We start from the raw sequence: 25,301 nt of genomic DNA, 5'->3' as shown, positions 1-25,301 counted from the left end.
ATTGTTGCCGGCCCTGCAAAGACTCAAAGAGCCGCATCCGAAAGCATGGGGACCGAGTTGTCAAAAAAGCGTCATGTTAAGAGGATACGCGCAAAAAACCGGTGACAGACCACTTAAAGCAAACCCGCGCGCATGAGAGACTTAAACGGAGAGGATAAGGCTGGAAGAACAGATCCCGGCGCCCCCCTGGATCAAAAAGATCAAAAGATCAAAGATCCATGCGGGCACGGGTAGAGCCGCGGGGGAGGAAGCCTGTCCCGTCTCCTGTTTGTCGTTCTATTATAGAGCAAAAAAGCCGGAGGATGCCATAAGCCGGATCTTGTTCCCGGTCGAAACCGGGCGGCGGCCATTCATCTGGGCCTGCTGTTGCCAGCAGGCTCGAGCAGCCAACCCGTTCCGCCCTCCTTGAGGGATGAAGGACGGGCCGTCCTTGAAGCGGAACCTATTTGGCCTTGCACCGGGAGGGGGTTGCCAAGCCCTGCCGGTCACCCGGCAGGCTGGTGGGCTCTTACCCCGCCTTTTCACCCTTACCGCGCTCGACGCGCGGCGGTATATTTTCTGTGGCCCTTTCCCTGGGGTCGCCCCCGGTCGCCGTTAGCGACCTCCCTGCCCTATGGTGTCCGGACTTTCCTCTGGCTTAAAAGCCAGCGGCCGCCCGGCATCCTCCGGCGTTGCCGCCTGATGATAAGAAAACTTTCAAGCCCGCCGCTCGATGGCCTCGTTGGCCAGCTTGTCGGCAAGGCTGTTCTCCTCCCTGTAAACGTGGACTATCTTTGAGGCCCTGAAGCCTTTAAAAAGCCTTTTGGCCTCTTCGAAAAGGGGCCTCAAGTCCTCGCTCTTGACCCTGTAGACCCCTGTGACCTGCTTTACCATAAGCTCTGAGTCGGCGAAGACCTCTACCTCTGCGACCCCCATGGATACGGCCTCTGTAAGGGCCATGACAAGCGCATGATACTCGGCCATGTTGTTGGTGGTCACCCCGAGGTACTTCCTGAGCTCTCTTACGATATTGCCCTGGGGGTCTTTTATTATCGCCCCCGCGCCAGCCTGGCCAGGGTTGCCGCGAGAGGCCCCGTCTACCCTTATCTCGTAAAGACCCGAAACCGGGGCCTTGAAGAGGGGCTCCTGGACAGGCTCTCCGGCAAGGCCTTTGAATATGGACCTTGCCTCGTCTTCCGTGATGCCGACTTTTTTAGCGGCAGCGCAGACATCGAGTGTCTTTGAAATCTCTTTTAGAAATCTTCTTGCCAGGTCGTCGTCCCTTTGGGACATCTTCAGACGGCCTCTAACTCTGTAGGGGTCTCAACGTACAGCAGCCGGTGGCAGTGGGGGCAGGACTGAAGCTCTTCAGTCCCTCTCTTGAGCATTATGTAGACCTGCGGGGGGATGTGCGTGAAGCAGCCCTGGCATATTTCGTTCTTTACGGTCACGAGACCCAGGCCGCCTCTCCTGGAACGTATCATCTCGTACTTCTTATATATATCGGGCCTCAGACGATTCTTTATCTCGTCCTTCGACTTGAGCTTCGCGTCAACGGCCTCTTTCCAGCCGCTTCTCTTGCCCTCGACCCCGCCGGAGAGCCTTCCGAATTCCTCTTCCCTGGCCCTGGCGGCCTCTTTCCTTAGATTAAGCGCGCTCTCCTTTTCAGAGATCTTTGCGGCGAGCGTGGACTTGTCCTGCTCCCCCTGCTTCTTGCTCTTGTTCGCGCCGTTTATCTCTTTTGTTATGGCGTTGAGCTCACGGTCGTTCTTGACCGAGTTGAGCCTGCGCTCGTCCTTCGCCACCCTCTCGGAGCTCTCCCTTATCTTCTCGTCTATCTCCTTGAGCTGCGTCCTCAACGCTTCCGCCTGGGCTTCAATGGCCTCGATGGCCTCTGTTGCCGCCTTGAGCTCGGCGCCGAGCGCGTCCATTTCAGCGACGTACTGCTTTTCCTCGTCCTCGATGGCCTTGACTTCGAGGTCTATCCTCTGTATCTGTTCAAGGACTCTCAAGGTGTTTATCAATAAAGCCTCCGGGGCTGATTGTTTTGGTGGGCCCACCTGGGCTCGAACCAGGGACCGACCGGTTATGAGCCGGTGGCTCTTCCAACTGAGCTATGGGCCCTCGGGGGGATTCGGGAAAACCGTGCCGGAACCGCCCGGCCCATGCCGGCTGCGGAACTGAAATCGGGGTTGTCCTTACTTCGACAATGTATTTTATGAAATATAACCTTTCCTTGTCAAGGCGTTTCTGACAGGGGGCGCGCCTTTTAGCGGCGCGAGAAACCACCTTGACAAAAAATATTCAAGCATTACAGTTAATTTGAGAAGGCGGCTTGCCAAAACTCTCCAATAACGGATCCTCCGGCAACCGGTTCCCCGTTCGACCATTCCCGCGTCTTCCCCCCGCGCTTCCAGAGTCCTGCCCAGAGACAAAAGCCGCCCTGAAAAGGTGCACATGGAAGAACAGATCGAGAAAAAGCGCATTCTTTTCGTTGACGATGACGAAGGCTTACGGAGCCTGTGCTCGGAGGTCCTGACCAATGCAGGCTACAACGTGGTTGCCGCCTCGGACGGCACTGAGGCGTACTGGAAGATCAAAGAGTCGGAGTTCGACCTGGTGATAACCGGCATGCGCCTTCCGGGGCTCGACGGCATGGGGCTTTACCTGAATACCCTCAAGGCCTACGCCAGCATGAAGGAAAAATTCCTTTTCATGACCGAAGACGCCTGCGCCGATCTCGAAGGCCACTCCGTCATCACAATGCTCAACGAAAAATACCTCATAAAGCCCTTTGACGTGAAAGAGCTCCTGAAGAAGGTCGAGGGGGCGACAGGAGCGAACCTCTCGGCGTTTTTCGCCATGTACAGGGGCCTTGACGATAACAGGAGAAAAGAGAGGCGCCTGTGCTGGGCGGAGGATTGCCTGGTAGAAGACGATGCATCCCCGTCCAGGCCTTTCGCGCAGACCTCTGACATCTCGAAGCACGGCATAAGGATAAGGTACATGGGGGCCCCGCTGAACGCCGATGCCACGGTCTTCGTCATCATAAGGCTTCTAAGCGTCAGGAGCAGGGGCCTTATCGTCTGGTCGCGGGAGATAAACGGGATAGAGGCTGTCTCAGGGCTCAAGCTATACGACCCGATATCGGCCGCCTCGCTCTCCGTAATCCTGCAGAGGCGCAAGATATTCGTCCCGCCGCTTGTATCAGGGGAAGAGGAGCGTTAGGGCTTAAGGCCGTATTTGACTATCTTCCTTTCAAGCCTCGGAAGCGATACACCCAGGAGCACGGCCGCCCTCGACTTGTTCCAGCGGGTCTGTATAAGGGTCTTTGAGATGTGCGCGCGCTCGACGTCGGAAAGCGTTGCGGGCGACCACACCTCCTCAAGGCTGCCTTCCCCGCCTTCAGCCATGCAGACATCGGAGAGGACATCCCCCCTGGCGAGCACTACCCCCCTGGTTATGACATTCTCCAGCTCACGGACGTTGCCCGGCCAACCGTAGGTTATAAGCCTGTCGATCACCTCTTGAGGCGCCTTCGTGACCTTTTTGTGCAGCTCCCTGTTGGCCTTCTCAAGGAGGTAAGCTGCAAGCAGAGGAATATCCTCTTTCCTCTGCCTCAAAGGCGGCACGTCTATCGTTATGACCTTGAGCCTGTAGTAGAGGTCCTCCCTGAAGGCGCCCCCGGCGGTAAGTGTTTTAAGGTCGCTGTTGGTAGCGGCGATGACCCTTACGTCGGTCCTTATGGTCTCGCTCCCGCCAACGCGCTCAAAGCTCCTCTCCTGCAGCACCCGCAGCAACTTAACCTGCAGGGCCTGGCTCATCTCGCCAATCTCGTCAAGGAATACCGTGCCGCCGCGGGCGGCCTCGAACTTGCCCTCCTTCCTGAAAAGCGCGCCGGTGAAAGCGCCTTTCTCATGGCCGAAGAGCTCGCTTTCAAGGAGGGTCTCGACGAGGGCAGAGCAGTTTATCGCTACGAAAGGCCTTGTCCTGTCTTCCGAGCTTGAGTGTATGGCCCTGGCGATAAGCTCTTTTCCGGTGCCGCTTTCGCCCTGTATGAGTATCGTCACCTTTGACTGGGATGCGATGCCGATGGTCTTGAATATCTCCTCCATGGCCCTGCTCCCGCCAACTATCGTCTCTGCCCTGTATTCCGCCAAGGGCGTTATATCGCCGAGACTCCGGTGGAGGTCCAATCCGTTGAAGACCCTTTTAAGGGACTCATCGAGTTCATCCAAGTCCAACGGGTTGAAGAGGCAGTCGAAAGCGCCCTTTCTGATGACCTCCACGGTCGTCTCAAGCTCGTGCCTTGAGGTAAGCACGATGATATTGGCCCCCGGGTCTATCGAGCGGACCTCCTCGATCGCCCTTACCCCCGCGCCGTCAAGGTCCAGTATCACGGCATCGGGCCGGGTAGCGGCAAAGGCCTCGGCGGCCTCGCTTAAGGCCGAGGACGCAAGGGCGCAGTATCTCCCGAGATGCAAGCGCAGTGCGCCCAATGTGCGGCTGTCGTCGGTTGTGATAAGCACCTTTCGCATGGGCCTCACAATATGATTATAGCCCCTGAGCGAAAAGGGGTTGAAAATAATCATATTTTTGATAAATTGGTCTGCAACTTACACTTTGACCAGAGGGAAAATGGCTAAAGACCTCCTTTTCGAGATAGGGACCGAAGAACTCCCGGCGGGCGTTGTCCCGAGGGCGCTTTCAGCGCTCGTTGGATTCCTCAGAAAAGGGCTTGAGACGAGGAGGCTCACCTTCAGCTCCATAAGGACGCTTGGGACGCCGAGGCGCCTTACCCTTATAGTGGAGGGGCTCGCCGAGAGGCAGCCCGATTCGAGGCTGGAGGTAAAAGGCCCGCAGATTAAGGCCGCCTATGACGCGGCAGGAAAGCCTACGGGCGCGCTCCTCGGCTTCGCGAAGTCGCAGGGCGTTGACATCAAGGACATAAAAAACGTCAAGACCGACAAGGGCGAGTACGTGATGGCCGTAAAGGAAGTAACGGGAGAAGATACGGCGAAGATACTCCCTGACGTCATCATAAACACCATCTCCCAGGAGTTCATGCCCAAATCCATGAGATGGGGCTCCTACGACATATCGTTTTCAAGGCCTATCCACTGGATGCTCGTCATATTCGGCGGGGAGACGGTAGACCTTGCGTATGGCCACATAAAAAGCTCTAACCTGACCTACGGCCACAGGTTCCTTTCCGAAAGAACGGCCTCCGGGCTCAAGCCCATAAAAGTGGGCTCCGTGGATTCATACATCGAGGGGCTCCGTAAGGCCTATGTGATAACGGACCCTGCCGAGAGGAAGAAGATAATCGCCGAGGGGATAGAGAAGGCGGCAAGGGAGGCCGGTGGCGAGGTCGTGGCGGACGAGGGCCTTCTTGAGGAGATCGCCTACCTTGTCGAATACCCTGTGGTCTTGAGAGGCTCCTTTGACCGCGAGTTTTTAGAGCTGCCGAGGGATATCATCGTGAACGCCATGCGCGAGCACCAGAGGTACTTCTCCATCGCCGGCCCCGAAGGCGCCCTCCTTCCGTACTTCATAACTGTAGCCAACACCCTCGCAACCGACATGGACGTGGTGAGGAAGGGGAACGAGCGCGTACTGAGGGCCCGTCTCAACGACGCCAAGTTCTACTATGAGCAGGACGTGCACAGGCCGCTTGTAGAGCGCGTCGAGAAGCTCAGGGGGGTAGTCTTCCAGGCCAGGCTCGGCACCTCTTACGAGAAGGTCGAGAGGTTCACCTCTCTGGCCCTTTCCATAGGCGCCATGCTTGGTCTTTCAAAAGCCATGGAGGCCGAAGAGAAGCCATCCGATTACGCGACCGAACGTTTCAACCCCGCCAAATATGACCGAAAGGCGACAGCCCCAGGCCTTTACTCCAAATACATAATAGGAAGGGCGGCGATACTTGCGAAAGCCGACCTTACATCAGGGGTCGTAGGCGAGTTCCCGAAGCTCCAGGGCATCATGGGCTCGGTCTACGCGGCAAAAAACGGTGAGGCCCCGGAGGTAAGCACCGCCATATACGAGCATTACCTGCCGACAGCCTCCGGTGGGGCGCTCCCGGCCTCCATCCCCGGCGCGATAGTGAGCATAGCCGACAAGACCGACACCATAACCGGCTGCTTCGGCGTGGGGCTCATCCCCACAGGAGCGCAGGACCCCTACGCGCTGAGAAGGCAGGCGCTGGGCGTCATAGCCATTATCCTCGACAAAGAGCTGCGCCTGTCCCTCGATGGGCTTGTCGATTCATCCCTGGGCCTTCTTTCCTCGAAGCTTACCAGGCCCGCGGATGAAGTGCGCTCAGACGTGCTGGAGTTCTTCAAGGAACGGCTCAGGAACCAGCTCCTCTCACAGGGGCTCTCGCACGACTCAATAGACGCGGTACTCTCGGCCCCGTGGTCCGACCTGCCAGACGCGGTAAAGAGGATCAAGGCCCTCGAAGCCTTCAAGTCGCATCCTGACTGCGCGAGGCTCGTGACCGCATTCAAGCGCGTCTCCAATATCCTTAAAAATGTCGCCACTGACAAGAGCGCCCCTGAAGCCTCGCTCTTCAGCGAATCTCAGGAAACGGAGCTCTTCAAGGCGAGCTCAGAGATAGCCCCACTCATGGAGGCCCACCGCGGCAGGGGCGAGTACGAAAAGGCCTTCGAGGCCCTCGCCTCGATAAAGGACAGGATAGACGTCTTTTTCGACCATGTGATGGTCATGGCAGAGGACGAGCGGATAAGGACAAACCGCCTGAGGCTCCTCAACTCGGTAAGGGGCCTCTATTTTGAAATTGCGGACCTCTCCAGGCTCATGGTATAATCCGCGCATTCCTGAAAATCCGTTTTATGAAGAACTTGGGGGCAAGCTACCCGGCGGCCTGCTGAGTTGGATGTGTCGGGCAACCCCGTTTTTTGAAGGAGGAGAGGATGAGAAAGACTGTTTTAGGGCTTTTGATAACAGGGCTTCTGGCAGCCGCGCCTTCTTTCGCCGAGGACCATTCGTCGATGCACGAGAAGATGATGAAGGCCGGCGGTCCAAAGGCAGACGACAGGGTAGAGCTAAAACTCCCGGATGCGATGAAGGTCATGCAAAAACGTATGATGCGCCAGCACCTCGATACGGTGGGGGAAATTACCCTCGCGCTCTCAAGCGGAGACATGGCCAAGGCCTCTGCCGCGGCGCGGGGGCTCGGCTGGTCTGCTGAAGAGGAAAAAAGGTGCTCTGCCGTAAGCGAGATGACGGGCGAGAAGGATTTTCTGGCCTTTGGCATGGCCGTCCACAAGTCGGCTGATGACCTCGCCGCCTCTGCGGAGGCGGGCGACAGGGACAAGGCCCTTATGAACCTCTCCAGGCTCATTAAGAGCTGTAACGCCTGCCATGAGAAGTTCAGGCACTGAAAGGTCATGAAACGGGGGACGGGAGACCGTCCCCCGTTTTTTATTTCGATTCTTCTAAAAACTTCAACGCCTCGGGAAGATCCGGTATCCCCGCCCTTCCGCCGAGCTCTGTGCACTTCATCGCCGCCACGGCAGAGGCGAACCTTACCGTCCTCTTCAAGTCCCAGCCCTGAAGAAGGGCGTAAACATAGGCCCCGTGAAATACATCCCCTGCCCCGGTCGTATCAAGCGTCTTTACCTTGAACGCCTTCTGGAGAAAGACCCTGCCGTTATGATAGGTAAAGCTCCCCTTGTCCCCGAAGGTCACGGTTACCGCCCTGGTCCTTCCTTTAGCGAGTTTTTTGAGCGCGTCCTTGAGGCTCAAGCCCAGCCCTGAGATGAACCGCTCCGAGCAGACCACGTAATCGCACATGGAGGCGAGCTTGAGCATGCCGGGGCGGAGGCTGCCCGCGTCAAGCATTATCGGGATATCCATCTTCGAGGCGATCTCCGCGCCCCTGTATGAGGCCTCGAGCATAAGCCCGTCCAGGAGGAGAAAGTCCGCGCCCTTTAAAAAAGACGGCTCCACTTCGCCGGGCGCCACCGGCTTGACGGTGGGCCGCTGCCAGAGGATCGTCCTCGTCCCGTTTTTCCTGCTGACCGTTATGAACGCCTGCTGTGATGAGCCGCCTTCCCTGGTAATGAGGCCCTTTACATCGACGCCTTCTTCCTTAAGCCCGCTTCTTATCAGGCTTCCAGCCCTGTCATCCGAGACACGCCCTATTATAGAGGTCTTAACTCCAAGACGGCTCAATGCCACCAGGGCGGTAGCCGCAGGCCCGCCGCCCTGCATGACAAAGCCCAGCACCTCTTTTTTGGTATCCTCCTCAGGGTAGCCGTCTACCAGGGCTATATAGTCTATCGAGCATTGGCCGAGCCCTACCACCTTCACTGCCCCACCGCCTGCACGACTATCCGCCGCTTCCTCGGCCCTGATTCACGCAAGGCCGCCTCCACCCTCGGGGTGATGTCGATGACGTCGGCAAAGCCCTTTGAGCTTATGTCGATGCAGGCGGAATGGTTCATGGGGAAAAATTACCACCTAAGCGCGCGAGTGTCAAACAGGAGTAGCCTACACCTGCACCCTTATCGGAAGTATTATGGTCGTGATACCGCTCCACTGTAGCCTCCTCTGTATGGCGAAGGCGGTCTCGTTATGCAGGAGCCTGTGGTAGAACTTCTCGAGCCTGAATGTGAGCTGCCCCGTAAAGACCATCATCCTCTTGAACTCGGCGGAAAGCCCCTTGCTTATCTCCTCTACGCCTTCCACTACGTCTGTGCCCACGCCCATCCTGTACTCAGCAGGGAAGCCGAGCTTCCTCGCAAGCTCGACATACTGCTGAAGCGAGCTCCTGACGGAGGCCTTGAGCGCCTCTACCTCCTCTATCCCCTTGAACGAGCCGGAGTCTATGACCGCTATCGATACGAAGACGAAGTTCTTCATCTGCGGGAAGTTCGACGCGGTCGACAGCAGCGTATGAATACCGAAGCCGTTAAAGCCGTTCACAAGCTGCACGGCGGTCATCTCCCTGGGGTTTAGCGGATCCGTATTTATGGGCCCGAAGACGGGTACGCCCATGAGTATCTCGTCGAGCTTGGCGGCCCCTGTCCTTACCTTCTGATAATGGGACCGGATCACATAACAGAGCCCTATGACAGCCCCGGTTATGAACAGGGTCAGCCACCCTCCATCGAGGAACTTCTCAAAGGACATTATTACAAGGATAGTGGCGCAGAGGATGAAGCCAACGGCATGGACGCTCAGGTGCTGAATCCATTTTCTGTCGGTCTTTCTCCTTTTTATATAGAAGCGGGACATGCCGAGCTGGGAAAGGGAGAATGTTATGAAGACGTTTATCGAATACATCACCACGAGCGCCGATACCGAACCGTTCGTATATATGAGCACCGCGAGTGCGGCTACACTCATGAGGACTATCCCGTTCTGCATGCTGAGCCTCTCGGACAGGGCCGAGAACCTGTGGGGCAGCCACGAGTCTACGGCCATGTTGGCCATGACGCGCGGCCCGTCGGTGAAACCGGCCTGAGCCGCCACAAGAAGGAGCGCCCCCTCCGAGAAGATGGTTATGAAGGCAAGGCCCACGCCAAAGGGCCAGTCGCCGTAAAGCTCTTCGGCGAGGACGGCGTTGAGCGTCATCCCCTCGACCGGGAGAACGCCTATCAGGGGATAGCTTATGAGGAGGACCCCGGCGGTGAAGGCGAGAGAAAGGGCCATGTAGGCCATTGTGCGTTTTCCGGTCCTCACCTTCGGCTCCCGCATTATCGGGAGGCCGTTGGAGACCGCCTCTATCCCTGTATATGTGCCGGCGCCGAGAGAGTAGGCCCGAAGCAGGACCGCGGCCACCCCCCAGAACCCGACGGATGACAGGTCTGAAGACAGGCCGGTGGAGAAGTCGCTTAAAAGGACCCCGAAGCGGTCGTAATGGGTATAAAGCCCGTCTACGAGGAGGAGCGCGTGCGTCGAGATGAATACCATGAATATGGGGGTGAGGACGAAGATAGATTCCTTCACCCCCCTTATGTTCATGACCATAAGAAGGATGATGAGGACCCCGGCGAAGATCACCTTGTATTTGTGCATCCCGGCTGGAAGGAAACTGAAGATGGCGTCAGAACAGGCGGCAAGAGAGACCGTAATGGTGAAGACATAGTCGACCAGCAGGGCGCTTCCGGAGACCACGCCGGCCTTCTCCCCCAGGAGGCTTGTTGCCACTATGTAACCGCCGCCGCCGTGTGGGAAATGCTCTATTATGCGCGAATACGCGTAGGAGATGACGAAGACGGTAAAGGCCGCCGCGCCCGCCAGCGCGATCGAGAGATATGCGTGCTCGCCAAGGGCCTTGTACGCCTCCTCAGGGCCGTAAGCCGAAGATGAGAGGCCGTCCGCGCCGAGGCCGACCCACGCAAGCAAAGGTATGAGGGATATCTTCTGGAAGACAGACTCGGTCAGCTGCTTGGGCGGGCCGAAAAGCTTCCTTCTGATCCTTTTTTTTCCTTCAGCCATAGGGTACGCCCCCGTCACTCAAGGATATACCCTAAGGATAGCAGAAGAGGGGTTATGGCTGCAGACCGGCTATTTTTATTTCATCCTGTCCTTAAAAGCACGCTCTCCCCGACATGCGCGCCGAGCGTCCTTGACGCGCTGCCGGAGTTTACGGCTATCTCAAGAAACCCGGTGCTGCCGATGAGGGCCAGAGGCGAGCCCTGCTCTTCCATGCTGTACGTCCTTTTGATCCCTTTCAGCGCGAACCCTTTTACGAGCACCTCAATAGTTTCGGCCCTGGAAGCCGGGATCTCCTCGCGCCGTATGTTGGTGATGAGGTTCCCGAAAGAATCGATATAGATGACCTCGCCTTTTATATCCCCGCCCCCGGTCACAGGCCTGGGCAGGTCGAGCGCCCTTATATCGTCTATCCCCTGCCCCATTTCATAAATGGCGGCGCCCATGCTCAGGTGGGCCGCCACCGGGCCAAAGATGTCCCTGCCGTGAAAGGTGTCGCTTACTTCTTCTCTGAAAAAATCCTTATTTTTAAGCTCTAAAACCCTTTTTATGCCGTCCTCTCGCGCGGCAAGGCTCAACAGGCCGTTGTCCGGGCCGACAAAGATATATCTGCCGGTCTCGATGAGCACTGTCTTTCTTTCCCCACCCACGCCGGGGTCGACAACCCCCACATGTATGGTCCCTGGAGGGAAATACCGGCAGGCCCCAAGGAGCACGAACGCGCCCTCGAGTATGTTGCCAGGCTCGACGAGATGTGTTATGTCGACTATGCTGGCGCCGGGGGCAACCGTCAGGATGGCGCCTTTCATGGCCCCCTGGTAGGGGTCCTTCAGCCCGAAATCCGTGGTAAGAGTTATTATCCTTCCCATGAAAGGAACCTATATCATGAAAGCGTGGCTGGATAAAGCCCCTCATAAGAAAGGGACATACAATGCGCGCCTTTCCTGATTTCATGCAAACAAATAAAGGCTGAAGGAATGACCTTCAGCCTTTTATCTATTGGGGAGCGCTTATTTCCTGGGCGAGAAGGTCTTGCAGTCAGCGTGCTCGCTGTGGTGGGAGACGTTTATGCCTGAGGCCGTACACTCAAACCCCTTGTTGAAGGAGCACTCGTAAGCCCTGCACGCGCCAACGCCGCCGGTCACGTCCGCGCCGCCCTTGTTGCCGGCCTTGAAGAAGGTGTCGCAAGAGGCGTGCCCGCCGTCGCCCACTGTTATAGCCAGGGTGTGGCATTCGCTGTTTTTATTATATGCGCATTCAAGGACAGTGCAGCTTAGTATCTTTGGCATCGTTATAGCCATTTGTACATCCCCCTTTCATTATGTTTTTCCTTACTTTACCCCGTAATGTAAAGTATAGCCCGGTTCCGGGCAGTGTCAATTTAGGGCTAAAGGTTTTCCATGCCCTGCCGATAACATGAATAGGCGGGAGAACCCTCTAAAATCACAAGATGATAAAAAAAATAGGCATAGAAGATATCGATAAAGGGATGTATGTCTGCGGCATGGAAAGAAGCGGCTGCAGCCCGGTATTCCTTATGAACGATATCCTTATCAATTCCGCGGAAGACCTTGAAAGGATACGCGCGAAGGGCTACGCCAGCGTCTACATATCCGTAAACGACGAGATGCCGGCAGTTTCCGCTGAGGCCGCCGGGCAGACCGAGGCCGACATCGCGGAGCCTTCAGAAGGCGAGCGGGACGAGAATGCCTTCCTCGTCTGCATGGTGACAGATGAGAGCGCCGCGCTTGGGGCGCCATGTGAAAAAGAGGAGGCCGCGCCTTCGATTTGCGCCCCGGACGGCGGAGCTTCCGCCTGCACGGAGTTCGAAGAAGAGCTCGTCGAGGCCAAGGAGATAAGACATGAGGCCGAGCAGCTGGTCAGGGGCTTTCTCCAGAACGCCAGGGTCGGTAAGAAGATAGAATCAGGGAAGGTCGAAGAGACCGTCGGAAAGATGGTCGATTCGGTCATGAGGAACCAGGACGCCCTGACAAGCCTCGCACGGCTTAAAAGCTTTGACGATTACACCTTCGCCCACTGCGTGAACGTCTGCATACTCTCCCTCGCCCTCGGCAGGCACATGGGACTTTCCAAAGAGAGCCTCTACCAGCTTGGGCTCGGGGCCATACTCCACGACATCGGAAAGATGCTCATCCCGAGCCATGTGCTTAACAAGCCTGGGCGCCTTACCGAGGAGGAGTTCTCGCTCATGAAGAGGCATGCCGAGCTTGGAGGCGAATTTCTCTCCGGCATGGGCTTTTTAAGCGAACAGTCGCTTGAGGTCGTGACCCAGCACCATGAGCGCTATGACGGCAGCGGCTACTACTGCGGCCTCGCGGGGGACTATATCGGCCTTTTCGGCAGGATAGCGGCCGTGGCGGACGTCTACGACGCCATGACAAGCAACAGGGTATACCAGCTTGGCATGCCGCGTGAGGACGCGCTCAAGAGGCTTTATCAGATGCGCGGGTCGTTTTTCGACCCCGAAATGGTCGAGAGGCTCATAAAATGCCTGGGCGTCTACCCCATAGGCACTCTGGTAGAGCTCAATACCGGGGAGAACGCCATCGTCAAGATGATAAACCATGCCCATCCGCTCCAGCCGGTGGTCCTTCTTATATCCGACAGGGAACAGGTCCCCTTCCCCAAGCCCGTTGTGGCAGACCTTACGGCTGACGGCAAGTGGATAACGAACTCCAAAAGGCCGGATGAAATAAGCTTCCCTCAAGCCTACCTCACAGCGTAACCTTCCACAATCCCTTCACAATAATCATGTGACCCTTCCCCCGAAATATTGTATATTGTAGGGGAATATCGCAAAGGGAGAAATAGATGTCAGACACTATCTTAAAGCTCGACCTGAGGGAGACACCCATGTTCCAGCGCCATCCCCTCATATTCGACAAATGGGAAGGGCTAAAGGCGGATGAGGTCCTTCAGATAACGAACGACCACGACCCAAGGATGCTCAAGTATCAGCTCGAATCAGAGCAGAGCGGCAAATACACCTGGGAACCGGTTACCGAAGGTCCTTCAGAATGGGTCGTGAACATAAAAAAGCTCAAGGGCCCTGTTGCCAGGGGAGAGGAGCTTAAGAAGAAGGTGCTTGCAGGCCTCGACAAGGTGAGGCCGCACCTTGTGGCTGACGGCGGGGATGTGGAGCTTGTGGAAATAGACGAGGAGCGGATGGTCGTGAAGGTGCGCCTTACAGGGGCCTGCGGCGGATGCCCTTCGGCCTCGATGACCCTTAAGTCCGGGGTCGAGGCACAGGTCAGGAAAGCTGCCCCTGAGATAGAGGGCGTGGAGCCTGTATAGCCCCGAGACGCCTTATCTTTTATAAAAAGCGCGGCCCGCATCAGGTCGCGCTTTTTTTGTCTCTTGCCGTTTTGCTCAGGCCGTCTTTCTCACGAAGCGGTCGGGTGTCTTCTCGAAGGCATCCTTGCATGCCTCGCTGCAAAAATAGTAGGTCTTGTTCTTGTACTCGGCCGTAGCCTCTGCCTCTTTAACGCTTACCTCCATCTTGCAGACAGGATCGGTAGGCATGGCGCACCTCCTTTCTAATTTTCACTTCTGCTTCGAAACTACTCTACGCAGTCCTCGATCCAGCAGCAGCCCGATTGGTCGCAGTGACCTTCAGCCGTGCCGAAACAGGGGAAGTTGCCCTCCGCGCTCTGTATCGCCCTTATGAGCTCCTGCTTTTTCATCTTCGCCGTCTTTAACCCCAGCTTTTTCGCCTTCTCTCTTACCTTCTCCATCTGCATCAGCTTCCATCCCTCCTCATAAAAGGTCATCTGCCCGGCAGAGCGCCACAAGGGCTTGATCCACCTATATAAATTAGGACATCTTTTCAAGAATCAGTCAACCCCCGGGCCGGTTTTACGAGGGATCTGCCGCTTTTTGTCTCCAAAAGACACTCTGAAAATGCTATACTGGGGCTCTTATTTCTTAGCAGGTTGCTGAAAAACAGAGACTTTGTTCGGCTGCTCAAAAAGCTCCATATGCGAGAGCCCCATTAAACCGGGGAGTGAGGAATGCGGCGTACTTCTTTGGTACGCCGTAGTAGCCGGCTTCTGAAGCCAACAAAGCAGATGGACTTTTGGAGCAGCCTGTTCGGGGGCCAGTATGAAGCTAACGTTTGTAGGCGGGGCAAGCACCGTAACCGGCTCCTGCTATCATCTCCAGGTCGGGAAGTTCAAGTTTCTTGTGGAATGCGGCCTCCACCAGGGAAACGGCTCTGATGAGCTGAACAGGAACCCCTACCCCTTCAACCCCGCCGAGCTTGACCTCATCTTCGTAACCCACGCGCACATAGACCATTCAGGCATGCTCCCGAAGGCGGTAAGGGACGGCTTCATGGGGAAGGTAATATCCACGGCGGCCACAAAAGACCTCCTTGAGCCGATGCTCTACGACGCGGCCAGCATCCAGGAGAGCGACAGCGAGTGGCTCACGCGAAGGGCCATGCGCACCGGCAGGCCGCCCGCCCAGCCCCTTTATACCACCGAGGACGTTGAGAAGGTCTTGCCGCTCTTCGAGGTCAAGGAGTACAACAAGATATATCACCTCGGCGGCGGGGTGAAGTTCAGGTTTTTAGACGCAGGGCACATACTCGGCTCCGCCTCTCTTGAAATATGGTATCAGGACAGTGACAAAGAGAAGAAGATAGTCTTCTCAGGGGATATCGGGAAGAAGGGGAACCCCATCATAAAAGACCCCTCTGCCCCTTCCATGGCCGATTATGTCGTTATGGAATCGACATACGGCAACAGGTCGCACAGGCCGCTTGCCGAATCGATAAACGAGCTTGTGAGCGCCATCAAAACGACCTTTAGAAAGGGCGGGAACGTCTACATCCCCTCCTTCGCCGTGGGCAGGTCGCAGGACCTTTTGTACATCATAAATAACCTTGTGCGCGAGGGCAGGCTCTATAGAATCGACGTCTACCTCGACAGCCCGCTTGCCGAGGAGGTCACGAGGGTCTATGTGGCCCACCCCGAATGCTTCGACGACGAGGCGAGAAGGCTTTTTACGACCCGGCAGTCCGATACCTCGATGAGGCTCCACTTCGTGAGAACGGCTGAAGAGTCGATGAAGCTCAACAGGTTGAAATCCGGCAACATCATCATCGCCGGAAGCGGCATGTGCGAGGGCGGAAGGATCAAGCACCACCTGAAGCACAACCTCTGGAGGTCGGAGTGCAGCGTCATATTCGTTGGCTACCAGGCGGAGAACACTCTTGGCAGGAGGATAATCGACGGGGCCAGGTCGGTAAACGTCCTCGGCGAGGAGGTACTGGTGAGGGCTTCGATATATACCATCAACGGCTTCTCGGCGCACGCCGGGAGGGAAGAGCTCGTTGAATGGCTTTCGGCCTTTGACGACACCCCGACCATATTCATCGTCCACGGCGAGGACGAATCGGCAGAGTCATTCTCAAAGCTCGTGAAGGAGAAGTACGGCTTCAACACCCACCGGCCAAAGGACGGAGAGACGGTGGAGATATAGGGTTTTTGTTGGGTTGCGCTCCGCTAACCCAACAATAAACATAAGGCCATCCGATAACAACGGGCGTGGTATCCTTGCGCTCGTTCTTCTTGATATCTCAGCCATTGAAACAGGATGATGAAGCAGACTTCAGAAAAACCATGCCGCATCTGCGGCAGCCTCGGCCCTCACCAGGCCTGGACGGTCAGGGACTTACGGGGCACAGAGCGTATTGAGTATACATATTTCAAGTGCGCCTCCTGCGGCTGCCTGCAGAACCTCGACATGCCATCAGACGCAAGCGGCCTTTACACCTCTGAATATTATTCGCTCAAGGCGGCACCAGAGAGAAAGCGGGCCGACAATTTCCTGAAAGGGCTTTTGAGGCGCTCCGCCGCCAGGGTCGCTTTCAGGAAGAATTGGCATGAACGCCTGAAGAAGATATTCACCCTTCCCACTCACCACGAATGGTTCGTCACGGGCAACGCCACGTTCAGCTCGGCCATACTCGATGTAGGCTGCGGAAGCGGCGAGCTTCTCCTGAGGGTAGCAAAGGAGGGGTTCAGGGGGGCGATGGGCCTCGAGCCCTTCCTGGACAAGGACATAACCTACCCAAACGGCCTCAGGATAAGGAAGGGCTCGATGGGCGACCTCGCGGGGCGCGGGCTTTTCGACTTCATGATGCTCAACCACTCCCTCGAGCACATGATAGACCAGCATGAGGCCTTCGGTCATATAACCAGGCTTTTAAAGGACGAAGGGACCGCCATGGTGAGGGTGCCCATGGGCACCTCGCTTGCCTGGGATGAGTACGGCGCGGACTGGGTGCAGCTCGACCCGCCGAGGCACCTCTATCTGCACTCCGAAGAGAGCATAAGGCTCCTTGCCGCTGAAAACGGGCTTCAAGTCTTCAAGACCGTCTACGACTCATGGGAGTTCCAGTTCGTCGGCAGCGAATTATGCAGGGCCGGTGTGCCTATCGAAGAGCATAAGGGGTACTTGCGCAAGAACGAGCCCTTTGACAAGGCGACGCTCAGGGGCTTCAGGCTAAAGGCCATGGAGTTGAATGAAACCGGCAAAGGCGACATGGCCTGCTTCTACCTGAGAAAGGCTCAACCGTGAGTTCAGGGTTAAACCCTGAACTCCAGCAAAAAACCCCTGACCCATTACCCCCTTACTTGACTCCCCCCTGTTTTACAATACAATCAAAATAGATTCGCCCCTTAAGCCTCTCATGCGGCCAAGAGAAGAGGTTTTGCCATGGCCCGTCCCATCTGGAAAGGAAGCATAAGCTTCGGCCTTGTCAATATACCTGTCGGCCTTTTTACAGCCGAAGGCAAGGAGGAGAGGCTCGACTTTCACCTCCTCGACAAGAACGACCTTTCCCCCATCGGATACAAGAAGATAAACAAGAGGACAGGCCAGGAGGTAGGCCCCGGAGATATGATCAAGGGCTATGAGTTCGACCGCGGCCTGTACGTCGTATTGACCGAAGAGGACTTCAAGCGCGCAAACCCGAAGGCGACCCAGACGGTAGAGATACTCGACTTCGTGGACGCCTCTGAGATACACCCCGTATTTTTCGAGAAACCATACTTCCTCGCGCCGGTGGGCAGGGGCGAGAAGGGCTATGCTCTTTTAAGAGAGGCGCTCAAGAAGACCGGCAAGGCGGGGGTGGCAAAGGTGGTCATCCACTCGAAGGAGTATATCGGCGCGGTCATCCCATACGGGAAGGTCCTTGTGCTTGACCTCGTAAGGTACGTGGATGAGATAAAAGACCCGTTGGAGCTGGACGTGCCGGAAGAGGACCTGAAAAGACTTGGCGTGACCGGCAAAGAGCTTGAGATGGCGGAACGCCTCATCGAATCGATGATAGGCGGCTGGCAGCCGCGGAAGTACCGCGACACATATAGAAAAGAGCTACTCTCCTACATTAAACAGAAGGTCGCGGCAGGGGAGACGGCCAAGGTCGAAGAGGTGATCCCGGCTCGCCCCAAAGCCGAGGTCATAGACCTCATGTCGCTCCTTAAAAAGAGCATAGAGGAGACCGAGGCCGCAAAGGTAAAAACCCGGAAGGCCTCCGGCGGTTGACTGGCTGCGAAAAAACCCATTTTACCGTCATTGCGAGCGTGTGAGCCGAAGCCGCGAGCGAAGTCGTGGCGGGAAGCGATCTCGTCTCTATATAAACAACGGCTGAAATTGCTTCGTCGCAAGAAACACTCCTCGCGATGACAATACCCGGCTAATATCCAGCAGGCCGCAAATGGCAAGAGCAGATGAGAGCGACAGCCTTGGCGACTACCGCGGCAAAAGGGACTTCACCCGCACACCGGAGCCTGAAGGCGGCGTAAGCGGCAACAAGGGCGCCGGTGTCTTTGTTGTACAGAAGCATTCAAGCCGCACCCTCCATTACGATCTCCGTCTTGAACTCCACGGAGTACTAAAGAGCTGGGCTGTGCCAAAAGGCCCGTCCATTAACCCTGATGACAAGCGCCTTGCCGTGCGCGTAGAAGACCACCCTGCCGAGTACGCTGCCTTCGAAGGCGTCATACCAAGGGGAGAATACGGCGGCGGGGCGGTATTATTGTGGGACAGGGGCTTCTGGATACCGGAAGAAAACCCGGTTGAGGGCTTAAGGAAAGGCGCGCTGAAGTTCATCTTAAGCGGCAGGAAGCTCAAGGGCAGGTGGGCCCTCGTAAGAATGGGCGGCGGCCCGGGCGAAGATAAGGAAGATTGGCTTCTCATCAAGGAGCAGGACGAAGAGGCTTCGAAGGATGGAGAGATTACGGCCGAGATGCCAAAGAGCGTTGATAGCGACCGAACGGTCGAGGACGTAGCTGCCCTCCCCCAGGGCATATGGAGCGGCGCGAAAGAGCACAGACAAATACTCCCGGCAAGCACGCGGCCCGTGAAGGCCCCCATGCCCCCGGCCATCCGGCCGGAGCTTGCCACACAGATCGATACTCCCCCAGCGGGAGAGGACTGGCTCCACGAGATAAAATACGACGGTTACAGGATACTCGCCAGGGTCGAAAGAGGGCGCGTGGGCCTCATTACCCGTAATGGCAACGACTGGACCGCAAGATTCCCCACGATAGCGAAGGCCTTATCAAGGCTTCCTCTCGAAGAAGGATGGCTTGACGGAGAGGTGGTCTCAATCGATAAGGACGGTTCCACAAGCTTCGAGGGGCTTCAGCACGCTCTCGCCGAGGGTTCTGACACGGGGCTTATCTATATCATATTCGACGCCCTCTATTATAACGGCTACTCGCTTGAGGGCTCGCCGACTATCGACCGGAAGCTACTCGTTCAATCGCTCCTTAGATCCGTGAAGGCTGACAGGTCCATCCTGCGCTTCAGTGAACATATCGAAGGCAACGGAGAGGCTTTTTTCGAGAACGCCTGCGGCTACCGCGTTGAGGGGATTATCTCGAAGAGAAGGGACGCGCCCTATGTGCAGGGGCGGACGAGCTCATGGGTCAAGGTCAAATGCCTTGAGAGACAGGAGTTCGTGATAGGCGGCTTTACAGAACCTGGCGGAGGCAGAAAGGGCTTCGGCGCGCTCCTTATCGGTGTATTCGACGCGGCTGGGAGGTTCATCTACAGCGGCAGGGTCGGAACCGGCTTCAATGAACGCTCTATAACGGAGATATGGAAGAGGCTTAAGGAAATAGAAGAGCCGGGACCGGCGTTCCACAACCCTCCCGCAGGGGCCGAGGCTAAAGGCGTCCACTGGGTCAGGCCTGAGCTTGTAGCCGAGGTCGAGTACACGCAATGGACAAGGGACGGGGTGCTCCGCCATCCGTCGTTCCAGGGGCTAAGAGAGGACAAGAGCGCCCAGGAGGTGGTCCACGAAGAGCCCCGCAGACTGACGGAGGCGATAGGCCCGGCCGAAGAAGGGCTTGCCGCTACCCCGCCGCCGGAGCCCGGGCCCGGGCGCCTCATAAAGGCCGTCCGCGTCACAAACCCCGAAAGGGTATTCTATCCTGAAGACGGCTTCACGAAGCGCGACCTCATCGAGTATTACGAAGAGGCAGCCCCGCTGATGCTCCCCCACCTCATAGGAAGGCCCCTTACACTTGTGCGCTGCCCTGAGGGCTATGACAAGGAGTGCTTCTTCCAGAAGCATACCGACCAGAACATACCGCCTGAGATAAAACGGGTAAAGGTCACGGAGAACGACGGCACCCCCGCGGAATATCTGATGGTGGACTCGCCAGAGGGGATAATAGCCCTGGTACAGCTCGGAGTCCTTGAGGTGCACACATGGAACAGCCGATATGTGAAAATCGAAAGCCCGGACAGGATAGTATTCGATATAGACCCGGATGCGGGTGTCGAATGGGCAAGGCTCGTCGAGGCGGTATACCTTATAAGGGACCTTCTCGTCGAGCTTGGCCTTAAGTCATTTGTGAAGTCAACCGGCGGCAAGGGGCTCCACGTCGTAGTCCCGCTTGAGCCTATCCTTGATTGGGACGAGGTCAAGGCCTTCTCAAAGGCTGTCGCGGAGCTTATCTCCAGCGGGCTGCCGGGAAGGTTCACCTCCATGATGACAAAGTCCCGGAGGGCCGGGAAGATATTCATAGACTATATGAGGAACATACGCGGGGCTACCGCGATAGAGGCCTGCTCGACAAGGGCCAAAAAGGGCGCGCCTGTAGCTTCGCCCCTAACGTGGGATGAGCTTATGCGAGTGGGGCCCGGCTCCTTTACGCTCGCGAATATAAGGGAAAGGATACGGGATACAAAGGACCCCTGGCAAGGGTACTTTGATATAAGGCAGGCTATTACTGAAGAGATGAAGGAGAAGGTATCGCGCTGAGATCAGCCCATCCTCAAAAAAAACCAAAGCCGGGTTTTACCCGGCCTCCCTTAATCTTCAGTGATTCACTATGCCGACCAGTTCGATCTTGAAGATGAGATCCTTGCCCGCAAGCGGGTGGTTTGCGTCAAGATAGACCTTATCCTGCGTAAGCTTTACGACCTTGACTACCGTAGAGCTGCCGTCGTCCTGGGTTATCTGGAGCTGGGTCCCCTCATCAGGTTCGATATGCTGCGGTATCTGGCTCCTGTCCACCTCGAGTATCAGCTCATCCATGTACGGCCCATAGGCCTCTTCAGCCGCTATATGCAGCTCCTTTGACTCGCCGGGGTTCATGCCAACTACAGACTGCTCGAAGGCCGGGATGAGCATCCCCTCCCCTATCACGAACTGCAAGGGGTCGCTCCCCTCGGAAGTATCGAACCTGGTGCCGTCATCAAGGGTGCCGGTATAGTGCACCTTTACGGCATCGCCTTGCTTTGCCTGTTCCATCTTTCCCTCCACAAAACTTTATTTACAGGCCAAACGCCTCAAGGCCGCTCGGCGTAAATCTCCCTTTTTGTCCTTATCTTATTTTGACCGCGGGCCAAAGTACTGTCAAGGCGCGACGGTCAACCTATCACGTTCCAGGGGGAAATACCATGCCATCCCCTGTATTTAGTGGTGACCATATTATCGGGGCCTGCAAAAAATGTAACGAACTGATGAAATTCGTGCCTTAAAAACAAATGACGCAACCATATAAATTTACTGCATATTTTCACAACACTCCTATTACCTGAAAAGAATTAGCAAAAAAATTCAATTTAGGGTTGACATCCTGAAAAAAAAGGTTAGACTTTATATACCCATCCTGGACTTAAGCACCTGAGCAATTCCATTCAAGCGGTAACAAGGTGCTCATCCCTCATAACCCGTCGATTTCTCTTTTCGGCAAATACGCCTTTATTTGCCTGATCCTCCTTCTGTTGGCGTCTGTGTCAGCACCGGCGTCCGAACAGGCACTTTCGGAAGAAAAAAAAGAAGCTGCAATCGAGAAAAAGGAACAAAAAAGCCCTGATTTTTTCTCTCTGTCAGGGCAAGAGTCTGCTACTTTCAAAGACGAGCCAAAACCAAAAGGGGCTGAGGTCAGGGAACAAAAGCAGAAGGACGATGAAAAGCCTGCCGTCAAAAAAAACCGTAATGACGAAAAGGCCGACCCTGAAGAAGAGCCGGAGCTATCCGAATTTGAGCAATATGTCCGCAGGCAGGAGAGTAAAGAGATAAGACAGTTCGGCTACGCACTCTTCAGCCAGCCCCCCTCCACCTTCGCGCCAGCCGAAAAAATACCCGTAAGCGCCGACTACGTCCTTGGCCCCGGGGACGAGATAAGAATAAGCGTCTGGGGAAAGGTCGAGGGGCAGTGGCGCCTGACGGTCGACAGGGACGGGAACATCACCCTCCCCAAGCTCGGCGTGTTAAACGTCACGGGCCTGTCCTTCAACGAGCTGAAGGAATTCCTCAAAAAAGAGTTCTCTCTTTACTACACAGGTTTCGATCTGAACGTCTCCCTTGGGCCGCTCCGCTCGATGACCGTCTATGTGGTTGGGGGCGCGCAGAAGCCAGGGGCCTACACGGTCTCATCCCTTTCAACCCTGGTAAACGCCATTTTCGCCGCCGGAGGCCCGCTCAAGACCGGGTCTATGAGGGACATACAGCTTAAGAGGAACGGGAAGACCGTAGCCCATCTCGACCTGTACGAGTTCTTCCTGAAGGGGGACAAGGTAAAAGACGAAAGGCTTAAAGCCGAGGACGTGATATTCATACCGCCTGTTGGACCGCAGGCCGCCATAACAGGCAGCGTGACAAACCCCGCCATATATGAATTGAAGGACGAGTCCACCATCCCAGAGCTAATCTCGCTTGCGGGGGGCTTGAGCCCGCTGGCCTTCAAGGGAAGGGTGCAGATAGAGCGCATAGACGGCGGCAGAAGGCAGGTAGTCGTCGAATCATCTCTCGAGGATGCAAACGGCGCAGTCCTTAAGCTCAATGCCGGCGACCTCGTAAGGATCTTTCCGGTCTTCCAGGACAGGAGGGTGGTCAGGGTCTCAGGGGCTGTCCACGGGCAGGGGGAATACGGCTATAAGCAGGGGATGAGCCTGAGGGAGCTGGTTTCAATGGCAGGAGGGCTCAAGTATTACGCGTACACGAAAGAAGCCGAGCTCACAAGGGTCACGGTCACGGAGAAAGGGCCCGAAACGGAGAAGTTTTCGATAGACCTGGCGAGCGCGCTCTCCGGGGCGAGTGATAAGGATTTCATCCTTCAGGAGAACGACTTCATCTCCGTAAAGACGGTGCCGGAATGGGAGCTTTACCGCGTGGTCAAGATAAGCGGCGAGGTCAGGTTCCCTGGCACTTACATGATCGAAAAAGGAGAACGCCTCTCCTCTCTCATCAAGAGGGCGGGCGGCACAACTGGCGAGGCCTACATCGAAGGCGCTATCTTCACAAGGAAGTTCGTAAGGGAGCTTCAGCAAAAACAGATAGACGAGATGGTGGACAGGCTTGAGATGGAGCTTCTTGGGAAAGGGGCCGTTGACAGCTCTACCATGCTTACGCCGGAGAACGCGAAGATATCGGAGTATGAGTTAAACCAGAAGAAAGAATTCATAGCGAAGCTCAAGAATATCAAGGCAAACGGGCGGATGGTCATCAGGCTTGACGGCCCCAATGGCGCGGGTTCAGACATAACACTGGAAGACGGCGACAGCCTGCATGTGCCCAGGACGCCAAACAGCGTCCAGGTCATCGGGTCGGTATACAACCAGACCGCTTTTATCTTTGATAGAGGTACCTATATCTCTGACTATATCGACATGGCCGGCGGGTACACCGAAAACGCCGATACCGGGCGGGTCTATGTGCTTAAGGCTGACGGGCGGGCGTTCAAACCAGGTGGAGGGGCATTCTGGAGCCGGGGGACCGGCCTTGACCCTGGAGACACGGTAATAGTCCCTGACAGGCTTGATAAAACAGCTTGGATGAGGGAGATCAAAGACATCTCCCAGATATTCTATCAGATAGCCGTCTCTGCAGGGGTACTGTTAGTCGCCTTCTGACGCTCGGGAGAACTGGTAATGCTTGACCAAAGGAAAAACTCAAGCCGGCCGCCACGCAGGGCAGGAGATATAAACCTGCTCAATTACGCGGCGATAGTCCTGAAGAAAAAACGGGTAATAACCGGAGCGACCTTTTTTTGCGGCCTCGCGGGCTTTGCCGCGAGCTTTCTCATAAGCCCGTCATACAGGGCCGAGACCAGGATACTCCCGCCGCAGCAGGCCGTCAACCAACAGGTCCTTGCGGTAGGGGAGGTCTCATCGCTACTCGACAAGGCGGTGGGCTTAAAGAACCCGAACGACGTATACCTTGGCATACTGCGGAGCAGGACCCTCTCTGAGCGCGTAATAGACAGGTTCGCCCTCATGGAGCTATACGGCGTAAGCTTCAGGGAGGACGCGCGCAAAAGACTTTCAGAGCACGTATCCGTAAGCAGCTCAAAAGACGGCATAATCTCTGTTTCCGTCGAAGATACCGACCCTCAGAGGGCGGCTAAGATGGCGAACGCCTTCATTGAGGAGCTCAAGGAACTTACAAAGGACCTTGCCGTGACCGAGGCGGCCAAGCGGCGGCTTTTCGTAGAGGAGCAGCTTAAACGGGTCAAAGAGAGCCTTATCGCCGCCGAAGAATCGATGCGCGCCTTTCAGCAGAGGACCGGCGTGGTAAAGCTTGAGAAGCAGGCCGAGGCCGTCATAGAGTCTGTCACCTGGCTCAAGTCCAAAATATCGGCAAAAGAGGTGGAGCTCGATGTGATGAAGAGCTACACGACGCCCAGGAACCCGGACCTGCAGAGGGTAGCTGAAGAGATAAGGAGCATGAAAAATGCCCTCACGAAGATAGAGGCCGGAGGCACAGGCAAGCACGACCTTCTGCTTTCGACCAAAAGCTTCCCAGAACTGGGCACTGGACATGTAAGGAAACTAAGGGAGCTGAAATACAACGAAACTCTCTTCGAGATACTGTCCAGGCAGTACGAGATGGCCCGACTGGACGAGGCAAGGGAGGCGGTGACCATTCAGGTCCTCGACCTGGCGGTCGCGTCCGAGAGAAAGGAGCGGCCTCAAAGGGGCGTAATGGCTGCCATCGCCGCCTTTTCCGGTTTTATAGCCTCGGTATTTGGCTCCTTTCTGGTCGAATACGCCCGCAAGGTCTCAAAAGACCCGGGGAACAGGGGCGTGCTCGATGAGATAAGGAAGCACGCGGGCTTGAAGCAGAGGCAGGCTTAAAACGCGTCTTAGCGGGTTGCCGAAAAACCTGCCGCAAACACTTGTTTGAATCCGTCTATTTAGCAAGAGGTAACATTGTTACCTCTTGCCCATCGATTGTCCTCAAGATCACATTCAGGCTGCTCAAAAAGATCAGGATGCAAGGAGTCGAACATGCCCGCGAGCAATCCTCGCAGTTTACTGCGAGATCAAGCGAGCGAAATGCAATGATTGTCTTTTCCATTACATGT

Annotated in this window: 20 protein-coding genes, 1 tRNA gene and 1 other RNA gene; 11 read left to right on the top strand and 11 right to left on the bottom strand. The window is 56.1% G+C overall.

The window, feature by feature from the left end; translation table 11 throughout:
- Positions 1-293 precede the first annotated feature (293 nt).
- From rnpB to A2V21_308175, 4 genes are all read right to left on the bottom strand, one after another.
- Positions 294-667: RNase P RNA component class A (gene rnpB / locus A2V21_308190), an RNA gene on the bottom strand.
- A 29-nt stretch (positions 668-696) separates the two neighbouring features.
- Positions 697-1,086 carry a hypothetical protein gene (locus A2V21_308185; GenBank protein OIJ75114.1) on the bottom strand — a complete coding sequence of 130 codons (390 nt, stop codon included), beginning with the start codon at positions 1,084-1,086 and terminating at the stop codon, positions 697-699.
- A gap of 188 nt (positions 1,087-1,274) precedes the next feature.
- Entirely contained in the window at positions 1,275-2,003 is a 729-nt protein-coding gene (locus tag A2V21_308180) for a hypothetical protein (GenBank protein ID OIJ74240.1), read from the bottom strand.
- 24 nt (positions 2,004-2,027) lie between these two features.
- Positions 2,028-2,103, bottom strand: a tRNA-Met gene (locus A2V21_308175).
- A gap of 333 nt (positions 2,104-2,436) precedes the next feature.
- Here A2V21_308175 and A2V21_308170 point away from each other — a divergent pair.
- A complete protein-coding gene (locus tag A2V21_308170) occupies positions 2,437-3,207 on the top strand; it encodes a hypothetical protein (GenBank protein OIJ74239.1) in 771 nt (256 codons plus the stop codon).
- Here A2V21_308170 and A2V21_308165 read toward each other — a convergent pair.
- Positions 3,204-4,517 carry a hypothetical protein gene (locus A2V21_308165; protein OIJ75113.1) on the bottom strand — a complete coding sequence of 438 codons (1,314 nt, stop codon included), beginning with the start codon at positions 4,515-4,517 and terminating at the stop codon, positions 3,204-3,206. The genes A2V21_308170 and A2V21_308165 overlap by 4 nt on opposite strands.
- A gap of 100 nt (positions 4,518-4,617) precedes the next feature.
- Between A2V21_308165 and A2V21_308160 the strand changes: the two genes are divergently transcribed.
- Entirely contained in the window at positions 4,618-6,804 is a 2,187-nt protein-coding gene (locus A2V21_308160; protein OIJ74238.1) for a hypothetical protein, read from the top strand.
- A gap of 107 nt (positions 6,805-6,911) precedes the next feature.
- Complete coding sequence (locus A2V21_308155) at positions 6,912-7,382, top strand: hypothetical protein (protein OIJ74237.1); 471 nt, start codon at positions 6,912-6,914, stop codon at positions 7,380-7,382.
- A 40-nt stretch (positions 7,383-7,422) separates the two neighbouring features.
- Here A2V21_308155 and A2V21_308150 read toward each other — a convergent pair whose 3' ends face one another.
- The 4 genes from A2V21_308150 to A2V21_308135 all read right to left on the bottom strand — a co-directional run bounded on the left by A2V21_308150 (position 7,423) and on the right by A2V21_308135 (position 11,744).
- Positions 7,423-8,313 carry a hypothetical protein gene (locus tag A2V21_308150; protein OIJ74236.1) on the bottom strand — a complete coding sequence of 297 codons (891 nt, stop codon included), beginning with the start codon at positions 8,311-8,313 and terminating at the stop codon, positions 7,423-7,425.
- 180 nt (positions 8,314-8,493) lie between these two features.
- Positions 8,494-10,446 carry an amino acid transporter gene (locus A2V21_308145; GenBank protein ID OIJ74235.1) on the bottom strand — a complete coding sequence of 651 codons (1,953 nt, stop codon included), beginning with the start codon at positions 10,444-10,446 and terminating at the stop codon, positions 8,494-8,496.
- 80 nt (positions 10,447-10,526) lie between these two features.
- Complete coding sequence (locus A2V21_308140) at positions 10,527-11,312, bottom strand: hypothetical protein (GenBank protein ID OIJ74234.1); 786 nt, start codon at positions 11,310-11,312, stop codon at positions 10,527-10,529.
- 141 nt (positions 11,313-11,453) lie between these two features.
- Positions 11,454-11,744 (bottom strand): hypothetical protein, encoded by a 291-nt coding sequence (locus A2V21_308135; GenBank protein OIJ74233.1) that lies wholly within the window; start codon positions 11,742-11,744, stop codon positions 11,454-11,456.
- A 149-nt stretch (positions 11,745-11,893) separates the two neighbouring features.
- On the opposite strand from A2V21_308135, the gene A2V21_308130 reads away from it, so the two are divergent.
- Both A2V21_308130 and A2V21_308125 read left to right on the top strand, forming a co-directional pair.
- Positions 11,894-13,189 (top strand): hypothetical protein, encoded by a 1,296-nt coding sequence (locus tag A2V21_308130; GenBank protein OIJ74232.1) that lies wholly within the window; start codon positions 11,894-11,896, stop codon positions 13,187-13,189.
- A 305-nt stretch (positions 13,190-13,494) separates the two neighbouring features.
- The gene (locus tag A2V21_308125) at positions 13,495-13,758 is read left to right on the top strand and encodes a hypothetical protein (GenBank protein OIJ75112.1); all 264 of its coding nucleotides are present in this window, start codon (positions 13,495-13,497) and stop codon (positions 13,756-13,758) included.
- 266 nt (positions 13,759-14,024) lie between these two features.
- Here the strand turns inward: A2V21_308125 and A2V21_308120 are convergent, their stop codons facing one another.
- Positions 14,025-14,204, bottom strand: a complete 180-nt coding sequence (locus A2V21_308120) for a hypothetical protein (protein ID OIJ75111.1) — start codon at positions 14,202-14,204, stop codon at positions 14,025-14,027.
- Between the two features lie 361 nt (positions 14,205-14,565).
- Here A2V21_308120 and A2V21_308115 point away from each other — a divergent pair, with 361 nt between their 5' ends.
- The 4 genes from A2V21_308115 (at position 14,566) to A2V21_308100 (ending at position 20,749) form a co-directional block, all read left to right on the top strand.
- Positions 14,566-15,948 (top strand): MBL fold hydrolase, encoded by a 1,383-nt coding sequence (locus A2V21_308115; GenBank protein ID OIJ74231.1) that lies wholly within the window; start codon positions 14,566-14,568, stop codon positions 15,946-15,948.
- 117 nt (positions 15,949-16,065) lie between these two features.
- Entirely contained in the window at positions 16,066-17,049 is a 984-nt protein-coding gene (locus tag A2V21_308110; protein ID OIJ74230.1) for a hypothetical protein, read from the top strand.
- A 138-nt stretch (positions 17,050-17,187) separates the two neighbouring features.
- A complete protein-coding gene (locus tag A2V21_308105; GenBank protein OIJ74229.1) occupies positions 17,188-18,018 on the top strand; it encodes a Ku protein in 831 nt (276 codons plus the stop codon).
- A gap of 172 nt (positions 18,019-18,190) precedes the next feature.
- Complete coding sequence (locus A2V21_308100; protein ID OIJ74228.1) at positions 18,191-20,749, top strand: hypothetical protein; 2,559 nt, start codon at positions 18,191-18,193, stop codon at positions 20,747-20,749.
- A 57-nt stretch (positions 20,750-20,806) separates the two neighbouring features.
- On the opposite strand, the gene A2V21_308095 is transcribed toward A2V21_308100, so the two are convergent.
- Positions 20,807-21,241, bottom strand: coding sequence for a peptidylprolyl isomerase (locus tag A2V21_308095; protein ID OIJ74227.1), 435 nt, complete (start codon positions 21,239-21,241; stop codon positions 20,807-20,809).
- A gap of 404 nt (positions 21,242-21,645) precedes the next feature.
- Here A2V21_308095 and A2V21_308090 point away from each other — a divergent pair, with 404 nt between their 5' ends.
- Positions 21,646-23,847, top strand: coding sequence for a hypothetical protein (locus A2V21_308090; GenBank protein OIJ74226.1), 2,202 nt, complete (start codon positions 21,646-21,648; stop codon positions 23,845-23,847).
- Between the two features lie 18 nt (positions 23,848-23,865).
- Entirely contained in the window at positions 23,866-25,071 is a 1,206-nt protein-coding gene (locus A2V21_308085) for a hypothetical protein (GenBank protein ID OIJ74225.1), read from the top strand.
- The last annotated feature ends 230 nt before the right edge of the window (positions 25,072-25,301 follow it).

This window comes from Deltaproteobacteria bacterium GWC2_55_46 (assembly GCA_001595385.3).
Taxonomy (GTDB): domain Bacteria; phylum Desulfobacterota; class GWC2-55-46; order GWC2-55-46; family GWC2-55-46; genus UBA5799.
Note: the sequence above shows the minus strand (reverse complement) of the source record. Positions and strands in the feature narration are given on the sequence as shown.